Raw genomic sequence first — 9,221 nt, forward strand, 5'->3', positions numbered from 1 at the left:
GAAGAGTCCGAGAACGAGCTTGTTCTTGGGAAGTCTATCAAGCGGCGAGCGCGTCTCCATATTGGTGCCAGATTCTTCGGGTGCCGAGCGGTTCGGTGTGGCGGCGTCGTCCGACATGATCTGAATTCCAATCTGCGAAAGGGCTCATTCGGAGGCGACTGAGGGCGATAGGCCGAAGACTGGATCCCCTGTGGCGCCCGAATCTACTTTGTCGTGCGCCGCATAGTCTTCATAAAACGGATCGCGCAGGAGCGAGGCGAAGCCAAGGCAGATCAGAGCGATAACGGCCAGATAGCAGCTGACCGCCGTTGAGGTGCCATATGCATGAAGCGACCAGGTCGCGGTGATTAGCACGGAGCCGCTGGAAGACCTGAAGCCACTATCTAGTTGCATGACGTTCTTGCATCGCAGGCGGCATCCGTCGAGACCACCCTATCAGCATGCTGGTGCATAAAAAGCGCATTATTTTGGAGCTGATTGTTCGATAAAAGCGAACTTGGCGTGCAGCGCACTAGGAACTGGAATTATTTTGCCCTTGGGCTCCGGGAGCGGCGGTTCCGTCGCCAGCTGAGACGATGCCCTGGAGCTGCCATGTCGATCTCTTGCTCCGTAGATTACCGCCAATGCACACTCTGGCTCTCGCGCAGGCGGGTCCCTTAGTTCCAGGCGAGGCAGAGACGGCCGTGAACATCAAGCAGCTTGAGACCTTTTTGGAGATCGCGCGCTGCGGGAGCTTTACCGGTGCAGCGGATAGATTAAATGCGACAATCTCGACTGTGTCAGCTCGGATTCAGGGGCTTGAGCAGGATCTCGGAGTGTTATTGTTCGATCGAGTAGCCCGGAAGGTGCGTTTGACGGCAAAAGGGCGTGAACTGCAGATCTATGCGGAACGTGCCGTTGCCGCGTGCTCTGAAATCCGTTTGAGGGTGGGTAGCGGGGAGGCTTTGTCGGGCGTTGTCCGTCTCGGCGTAGCAGAACTGGTGGCGGTGACCTGGCTGCCAAATTTTGTCGAGTTAATTCACCAAAATTATCCACGGCTAACACTAGAGTTGAGCGTTGCCCTGACCGCCGACCTTCAACAAATGATGGCGCACGGTGAGATAGATCTCGCATTGATGCCATGCTTGCGTTTCGACCCTAATCTCTCGGCCCGATCGCTCGGCTACGTTCGCTTTGCCTGGATGGCAGGCCAAGCGATTTCATTGCCGGACCGAGTGATCGAGCCCTGTGATTTCCGCGACCTTCGTGTTCTCTCTTTGGGCAAGAACAGCTTCCATCACCGGACCGTCGAGCATTGGCTTAGCGCTCGCGGTCACGAAGCGAGGGCGGTCGATCTCTGCAACAGCATGGGGGCAATCGCCTCGCTGACCCAGGCCGGAATAGGGGTTAGTCTGCTTCCGGTCCAGTGCTACCAACAAGAGATTGCTTCGGGCGCATTCCGAGTGCTTGCGACCCGGCCGGAGGGTCCACTGGTTGAGTTTTTCTCCGTGCACGCGTCGCAGTGTTCGACGTCAATTCCTTTTTTGATGACCGAAATGGCCGTGCGAGCGAGCACGTTCGAAGTCTAAAATGTCTTAGCTCGCCTCGTAAGAGACGTTTCTGCTGGGAGACGGGGGTCCGAGTCTTTGGGCGTGCGGAGAGCCGGATGTCGTGCGAGCTTCGGGCTCTCGGATCCGCTCGTATCGGGCGGAACAAGGCATTCCTGACCAAGATGCCTCATGTGAGGCGAACCGGCTGAAGGCGGCGGGACCCGTCTTTGGCGACGGCAGCAAACCCGGTCGAGTGCCGGTCACACACCTGCCCCGCTCGCCCGACCTGCCGTCGATCGGCCCGGCGGACGAACTTCGACCCTCAGGCTGCCTTCACGTGCGCGGCCTCCGGAACCGGACCGGTGGCGAGATACCGCCACAGGGCGACCAGCAGCTTGTGCGCCAACGCGACCGCCGTGGTCTTGCGGATGCGGCCGCGTCCCCGTGCCGACCCGCTCGACAAACCAGCGGGCGAAACCGCTGCCCGGCCGTTCAGGGCCGGGAAGCGCAGAGCGCTTCCCGGCGGGCTCCCTCCTGTCAGAGGCTCGGGTGCAGGCCGCGGACTGGGCTCACGCTCTCCAATACGGAGGCGGCGTTCAGCAGCGTCGTCTCCGCCTGCCAGCTTCCCACCAACTGCACGTTGATCGGCAAGCCCTCGCGACTCGTCCCGAACCGCATCGACAGCCCGGGCAGGCCCGTCACGTTCAGAGGCACGGTCGCGCCCTGCAGGTAAGTCAGGTCGACGGTCTCGCCGTTGACGACGAGTTCCTGGATGCCGTGCTTGTGCGCCGGGACCGGCAGCACCGGGGTCAGGAGGACGTCGTAGTCCCGGAAGTAGGCCGCGTAACCGTCCCGGAGCCGCTCCGCCGCCTGCTCGGCCGCGACGTAGTCCTCCATCGACGTGTCCGGCAGCGACAGCATCGTCTTGACCATCTTGTACATCTGCGCCTCGTGTCCGACGGTCGCCTCGCGGAACGCCGGCTTCATCTCCATGACGTGGAGCTTGTTGAACACGTCGAGGGCGAAGTCGCGCTCCAGAGCCGGGATGCGCACTTCTTCGACGTGGTGACCCTCGCCCTCGAGGGCCTCCGCCGCGGCCTGGACGGTCGCCGCAACCTCGGGGTCGATGGGGCCGAAGCCCGGCCCGACCATCCAGCCGACGCGGAGCTTGCGGTCCGGCGCGGCGCCGACGCCCGCGTCGAACGGGACGGTGCTGGTCGCGAAGGAGTCCTGCCCGTCGGGGCCGGCGAGTTGCGAGAAGGCGAGCGCGAGGTCGCGGATCGAGCGCGCCATCGGGCCGACGTGCCAGAAGCGACGCGGCGCGCGCGGCCAGATGCCGGTCATCGGGACGCGCCCGTGGGTCGCCTTCAGCGAGACGATGCCGGTCTGCGCGGCAGGGCCGCGCACCGAGATGGCGAGGTCGGTGCCGAGACCCAGCGGCGACATGCCGGCCGCGATGGCCGCCGACTCTCCGCCGCTGGAGCCACCCGGCGTGCGGTCGAGGTCCCACGGGTTGTTCGAGCGGCCCGAGAGCAGGTTGTCGCTCTCGATCCAGTAGGAGAGCTCGGGGAGGTTGGTCTTGGCGAGCAGGATGCCGCCGGCCTTCTTCATACGGGCGACGCTGGTGGCATCGGCGTCGGGGGTGCGGCCCTTGAAGATCGGCGAGCCGCGCTGGGTGAGCACGCCGGCGGTATCGATGCTGTCCTTCACGGTGAAAGGCACGCCGTGCAGAGGCCCGAGCTCCTTGCCGGACATGACCGCCGCCTCGGCTTCCCTCGCGGCGGCCATCGCGCCCTCCGCGACCGTGACGATGGCGTTCACCCTGGGGTCGACGGCTTCGATGCGGTCGAGATGCGCCCGCACGACCTCGACGGGCGAAAGCTTCCTGGTCCGGATCAACTCAGCCAGTTTGGTCGCGTCGGAAAAGATAATGTCCTGGATCATGACTGCTTCCCTACCTGTCGTTAGGCAGGTATGAGCTAGGGCTGGATTTTCGCGACGTCAACCCCTAACTAACGATCGTTAGTTTCCCGATTCGACCCGGAGGTAAGGGTGAGTACGAGCGCGAAGGAGACGATCCTGGCCGCCGCCAGGAAAACCGCGCAGGCCCATGGCTACGGCGGACTGAGCTACCGCGACCTCGCCGCCGACGTCGGCATCAAGGCGGCGAGCATCTACCACCACTTCGCCAGCAAGGCGGATCTCGGCGCGGCCGTGGCGCGACGTTACTGGGAGGACACGGCGGCCGAGCTCGACGCCATGCTGGCCGAGACCGGCGACCCGATCCGCTGCCTGCAGCTTTACCCCAACACCTTCCGCAGGTCGCTTGAGGACGGGAACAGGCTCTGCCTGTGCAGCTTCATGTCGGCCGAGTACGCCAATCTGCCCGAGGCCGTGCAGCGGGAGGCGCTAGGCTTCGCCGACGTCAACGTCGCCTGGCTCGCCAAGGTGTTGGTCATGGCGGGGGTAGTGAAGCCCAAGGACGCGGAGGCGCGAGCGAGGGCGATCTTCGCCGCTGTGTCCGGCGCTCAACTGTACGCGAGGAGCCGCTCGGACGTCTCGCAGTTCGACAAGTTGATCGACAGCTACCGCGCCTCGGGCCTCCTGCCGGCCTGAAATGGGACGCGCGTCCGGCTGTCATGCCGAACGCACCTCGGGTTTGTCTCGACGTGTCGTGCCCCGCCGGTCCTCAGGCGCGCGCGAGCAGGTCGAGAAGGCGCTCGGCCGCGGGTCCGGACGAGGCCGGGTTCTGTCCGGTGATAAGCAGCCCGTCCCCGACTACGTACGGCTCCCAATCGCCGCCCTTTGAGAACGCGCCGCCGTTCCGCTTGAGCTCGTCCTCGACGAGGAAGGGAACCACCTCTGTCAGGCCGACCGCCTCTTCCTCAGTATTCGTGAAGCCAGTGACGGCCTTGCCCTCGACGATTGACCTGCCGTTGGGCGACTTGGCATGACGCAGCACGCCGGGGGCGTGGCAGACGAGGGTGACGGGCTTACCGGCCTGGAGGGTCGTCTCGATGAGACGCACCGAGGTGGGGTCCTCGGCGAGGTCCCACAGCGGACCGTGCCCGCCGGGATAGAACACCGCGTCGAAGCCCTCGTGTGTGACCCCGTCGAGGCGGGCCGTGTCCGATAGCACGGCGTTTGCTTCGCGGTCTGCCTCGAAGCGTCGGGTCAAGTCGGTCTGGAAGCCCGGCTCGTTGCTCTTAGGATCGAGCGGCGGCCGACCGCCCTTGGGCGAGGCCAGGACGACCTCGGCGCCGGCGTCCTTAAACACGTAATAGGGGGCGGCGAGCTCCTCCAGCCAGAAGCCGGTCTTACGGCCGGTGTCGCCGAGCTGCTCGTGGGAGGTCAGAACCATCAGGATCTTCATCTTCATCGTCGTTCTCCAGGGTTAGTGTGAGGCTGTCGTCCGCATGCTCGGGAAGCCGTTTCGACCGGGCCGAGCTTCTACTAGTGGGCGGGTCAGTTGTGGCGGGCCGCCCCGTCGATGGAACGCTCGGCGGTCGCCTCGCGCGCTTGCCTGGCCTCAGTTCTCCTGGGCGCCGCGTCCGCATGGCGGATCGCCTCAGGGTCGGCCATGCGAACGGCGCCGATGATCTCCAGGGTGATGCGCTCCTCGGCCGATGCAGCGGAGCCGCCGAACAGTGTAGCCCCGAGTTCGGCGAGCAGCAGATAGGGGGCGACGGGATGTGCGGTTCGTAGGGTCATGGTTCTATCCTCGCGTCGACTATTAGTAGACTGGTCGTCTATTTTTTAGGCATGGGCATGCCGAGCGTCACGGTTAGCTCATTCGGTCAGGCTAATTGCGGGTTCAGGATGCGCTGCGTCGTTTTCATCGCGGCGTCGAACGGCGCGTCGGTGCGCTCGATCTTCGCCATTAGGCTCGCGCCGAGCCAAACGTGGTAAAGGGTCTCCGCAGTCGCACGCGGGTTGCCGTCTACCCTCAGCGACCCCTCGGCAACCCCCGCCTCGATGGCGCCGGTCACACGGTCGATGATCCTGGTCGTGCCGCTCTTGAGAGCCAGCCGCATGGGCTCAGACAGGTCCGAGACTTCCGCCGCGAGCTTAACCGCGAGGCACTTGCGCTGGTAATCGATGCTGCCCTGCGTCGCCTGCCACTTGCACCAGTAGTTCATCAGGCGCTCCGCATGGCTGAGACCAGGCTCGGCGAGGGTGGCGTCGATGTCGGCGAGGTATTCCTTGAAGTAGTCGGCCAGTAGAGCCTCGCCGAAAGCCTCCTTCGAACCGAAGAAGTGGTAGAACGATCCCTTCGGCACACCGGCCGCGGCCAGGATCTCGTTGAGACCGACTCCGGAGAACCCCTTCGCACCGACGATGCGGTGGGCGGTGTCGAGGATGCTTTGCCGGGTGTCGGCGTTGCCGTTCACGTGTGCCATGATGCTGACATAGGATCGATTAGACCGGTCGTCTAGAGGAGCTACGATAAAAAGGGGTGGAGCTTCTAACCTGCAGCTGACTGACCGATTAAGGCAGCGGTTGGCCAGCCGGCAGCCGGCAGCCGGCAGCCGGCAGCCGCGGCCTCAGCCGTTGTCCCTGCTGCGCAGATGAGCCCGTTGTCGGCATCAAGCGCGTCCGCTGCCAGACCTACAGGCAGAGGGCGCATGTCCGTTTCCTGCTGCCCCTAGCCCTGAAGCAGGCCGGCGGCTTTCGGCCAGAATACGCCACGCTGAATCGCGGTCGCGTGCACGACCGGACGTTCGGCGAGGATTGATCCAAGAGAGATGGGGCATTGGACTCCCGGGAAAGCGGAGGCGTAATCGGCACCGGCTCCCCCCGGGACAGTAGAGAGACGATCGAGCCCCGTGGCCCGGGTCCTGGGGAGGGTGCGATCCATAGTTTGAAGTTCGCACTCGACTCGGACGGCGCTGAGGCGACCCATTTCTCGTACCTACCGGAACGGGGTCACCCTGACGGGAACTCGGACGTTGCATCCGGGCACAAGAAGCATCACACACGCGACAGATCCTCGGACCGTTCGGCGCGCAGCCCTTGAGTGAGGTGCGCCGAAGAGTCGGCAGTTCGGCGCCGTCCGTGATCATCCAGACAATAGGAACACGTGATGAAAACGCGCGCCGCGGTCGCGTGGGAGGCTAAGAAGCCTCTCACGATCGAGACCATCGACATCGAGGGCCCCAAGGCCGGCGAGGTTCTCGTCGAGTTGATGGCCACCGGCATCTGCCACACCGATGCCTACACCCTCTCGGGCCTCGATTCCGAGGGCAAGTTCCCGGCGATCCTCGGCCATGAGGGTGCGGGCATCGTTCGCGAGGTCGGCGCCGGGGTCACCACGCTGAAGCCCGGCGACCACGTCATTCCGCTCTACACGCCGGAATGCCGCAACTGTAAGTCCTGCCTGTCCCAGCGCACCAACCTGTGCACCGCGATCCGGGCGACCCAGGGCCAGGGCGTGATGCCGGACGGCACGAGCCGCTTCTCCTGCGTCTCCACCGGCGGCAGCCCCTCCGGATCAAACACCGTGTTCCACTACATGGGCTGCTCGACCTTCTCGAATTTCACGGTCCTGCCCGCCATCGCGCTGGCCAAGATCCGCGAAGACGCCCCCTTCGACAAGATCTGCTACATCGGCTGCGGCGTGACCACCGGCATTGGCGCGGTGATCTACACCGCCAAGGTCTGGCCCGGCGCCAACGTGGTGGTCTTCGGTCTCGGCGGCATCGGCCTCAACGTCCTCCAGGCCGCTCGGATGGTCGGTGCCGACAAGGTCATCGGCGTCGACATCAACCCGGAGAAGCAGGCCATGGCCCGCAAGTTCGGCATGACCCACTTCATCAACCCGAACGAGGTCGGCACCGACAAGGTGGTCCAGGCCATCGTCGATCTCACCGGCGGCGGCGCCGACTTCTCGTTCGACTGCACCGGCAACGTCCACGTGATGCGCCAGGCGCTCGAGTGCTGCCATCGCGGCTGGGGCGAGTCGATCGTCATCGGCGTGGCCGAGGCCGGCCGCGAGATCTCGACCCGTCCGTTCCAGCTGGTCACCGGCCGCGTTTGGAAGGGCTCGGCCTTCGGCGGCGCCCGCGGCCGCACGGACGTGCCGAAGATCGTCGACTGGTACATGGAGGGCAAGATCAACATCGATGATCTGATCACCCACACTATGCCGCTGCAAGAAATCAATCACGGCTTCGACCTCATGCACGAGGGCAAGTCGATCCGGTCCGTGGTCGTCTACTGACAGTCGACATCCCTTCCCCGTGCGGGGAAGGGCCAGGGTGTGGGTTGGTCGGGTGACCCTCGGCCGGCCGAGGCTGGCCGAGCCACCCCCACCTTCAACTCCTCTCCGCAAGAGGGAGGAGAGCCGCGACTTCCCGAAGTCAATCAACTCAGCCCACTCGCAGGAGATCACAGCCGATGGAAACCATCTCGAAGGCCCGCGCCCATGGCGGCACGCAGGGCGTCTACAAGCACGATGCACAGACCACCGGATGCCCGATGACCTTCGCGGTGTTCGTGCCGCCCCAGGCCGAGAACGGCCCGGTTCCGGTGTTGTGGTACTTGTCCGGCCTCACCTGCACGCACGCCAACGTCATGGACAAGGGCGAGTACCGCGCGGCCGCCGCCGCGCACGGCGTGATAATCGTAGCCCCCGATACCAGCCCGCGCGGCCCCAGCATCCCGGACGAGGACGGCAATTGGCAGTTCGGCTCTGGCGCCGGCTTCTACCTGGATGCCACGCAGGCGCCCTATGACACAAATTACCGGATGTGGAGCTACGTCACGAAAGAACTGCCGGCGCTCATCGCTAAGGAATTCCCCGCCGACATGACCCGCCAGGGCATCTTCGGCCATTCCATGGGCGGCCACGGGGCACTCACCATCGCGCTCACCTACCCGGAGCGCTTCAAGTCCTGCTCCGCCTTCGCGCCGATCGCCCAGCCCTCGACGGCCGGCTGGTCGAAACCAGCCTTCGAGAAGTATCTCGGTTCCGACCCGGTCGCCTGGCGTGCCCACGACGCCACTGCGCTGATCGAAGACGGCAAGCGCTTCCCCGAGTTCCTAGTGGATCAGGGCACCGCCGACAGTTTCCTGCAGGACGGCCTTCGCCCCTGGCTGCTGGAGGAGGCCTGCAAGAAGGCCGGCATCGCGCTGACCCTCAATATGCGCGAGGGCTACGATCATTCCTACTTCTTTATCTCAACCTTCATGGCCGACCATATCGCCTGGGCGGCTGCGCGCCTGAACTGATATTGTCAGCACGCTCAACGTAGTCGGGGAACAATGCCTTCCGACATCGGGTGCAAGGTGCCGTCCAGGGCGCCTGCGGGTGGGGAGCGATCCGACCACTTTCGGGAAGCCCTGGCGAGGGCTTGTCACGTTGTCGGACGTAGCCGCAGGAAATCGTACGCTGGCTAGAGCCGTGCCCGGCCGCGTTGCGACGGGTTAGCGGTTTGCCGCGTTGAGTGGTGAAGGAGCCCTCGATGCCTTCACCGTTGTCTGTCGATCTGCGCGAGCGTGTCGTGGCGGCCGTGGCCGAGGGCGCCTCCTTCCATCGAGCGGCGGCCCGGTTCGGTGTAAGCGTGTCGAGTGCCAGCCGCTGGTCGGAGCGGTTCGCGCAGGAAGGCCACGTCGCGCCCAAGCCGACGGGCGGCAACGATCGTCTTCCGGCCATTGAGGGGCAGGCCGATCGGATCCTCTCCACCTACGAAG

Annotated in this window: 9 protein-coding genes; 5 read left to right on the plus strand and 4 right to left on the minus strand. The window is 64.8% G+C overall.

The features are described from left to right. The first annotated feature begins 683 nt into the window (after positions 1-683). The gene (locus ACXJKQ_RS27050; protein ID WP_457108762.1) at positions 684-1,568 is read left to right on the plus strand and encodes a LysR family transcriptional regulator; all 885 of its coding nucleotides are present in this window, start codon (positions 684-686) and stop codon (positions 1,566-1,568) included. 498 nt (positions 1,569-2,066) lie between these two features. On the opposite strand, the gene ACXJKQ_RS27055 is transcribed toward ACXJKQ_RS27050, so the two are convergent. Then, positions 2,067-3,473, minus strand: a complete 1,407-nt coding sequence (locus ACXJKQ_RS27055) for an amidase (RefSeq protein WP_457108763.1) — start codon at positions 3,471-3,473, stop codon at positions 2,067-2,069. A gap of 108 nt (positions 3,474-3,581) precedes the next feature. Between ACXJKQ_RS27055 and ACXJKQ_RS27060 the strand changes: the two genes are divergently transcribed. After that, entirely contained in the window at positions 3,582-4,145 is a 564-nt protein-coding gene (locus ACXJKQ_RS27060) for a TetR/AcrR family transcriptional regulator (RefSeq protein ID WP_457108764.1), read from the plus strand. A 73-nt stretch (positions 4,146-4,218) separates the two neighbouring features. Here ACXJKQ_RS27060 and ACXJKQ_RS27065 read toward each other — a convergent pair whose 3' ends face one another. The 3 genes from ACXJKQ_RS27065 to ACXJKQ_RS27075 form a co-directional block, all read right to left on the minus strand. Then, the gene (locus tag ACXJKQ_RS27065; RefSeq protein ID WP_457108770.1) at positions 4,219-4,902 is read right to left on the minus strand and encodes a type 1 glutamine amidotransferase domain-containing protein; all 684 of its coding nucleotides are present in this window, start codon (positions 4,900-4,902) and stop codon (positions 4,219-4,221) included. Positions 4,903-4,994: 92 nt separating this feature from the next. Continuing rightward, complete coding sequence (locus ACXJKQ_RS27070; RefSeq protein ID WP_457108765.1) at positions 4,995-5,240, minus strand: hypothetical protein; 246 nt, start codon at positions 5,238-5,240, stop codon at positions 4,995-4,997. An 86-nt stretch (positions 5,241-5,326) separates the two neighbouring features. Beyond that, on the minus strand, positions 5,327-5,929 hold the full coding sequence (locus tag ACXJKQ_RS27075; protein WP_457108766.1) for a TetR/AcrR family transcriptional regulator: 603 nt from the start codon (positions 5,927-5,929) through the stop codon (positions 5,327-5,329). A 683-nt stretch (positions 5,930-6,612) separates the two neighbouring features. On the opposite strand from ACXJKQ_RS27075, the gene ACXJKQ_RS27080 reads away from it, so the two are divergent. From ACXJKQ_RS27080 to ACXJKQ_RS27090, 3 genes are all read left to right on the plus strand, one after another. Next, positions 6,613-7,749: an S-(hydroxymethyl)glutathione dehydrogenase/class III alcohol dehydrogenase gene (locus tag ACXJKQ_RS27080; RefSeq protein WP_457108767.1), complete on the plus strand. Its 1,137-nt coding sequence runs from the start codon at positions 6,613-6,615 to the stop codon at positions 7,747-7,749. 176 nt (positions 7,750-7,925) lie between these two features. Next, complete coding sequence (fghA, locus tag ACXJKQ_RS27085; RefSeq protein WP_457108768.1) at positions 7,926-8,759, plus strand: S-formylglutathione hydrolase; 834 nt, start codon at positions 7,926-7,928, stop codon at positions 8,757-8,759. A 233-nt stretch (positions 8,760-8,992) separates the two neighbouring features. Next, positions 8,993-9,221, plus strand: a 229-nt coding sequence (locus ACXJKQ_RS27090; protein ID WP_457108769.1) for a helix-turn-helix domain-containing protein, incomplete at its 3' end; no start/stop codon positions are given.

The organism is Methylobacterium sp. P5_C11 (assembly GCF_054049775.1).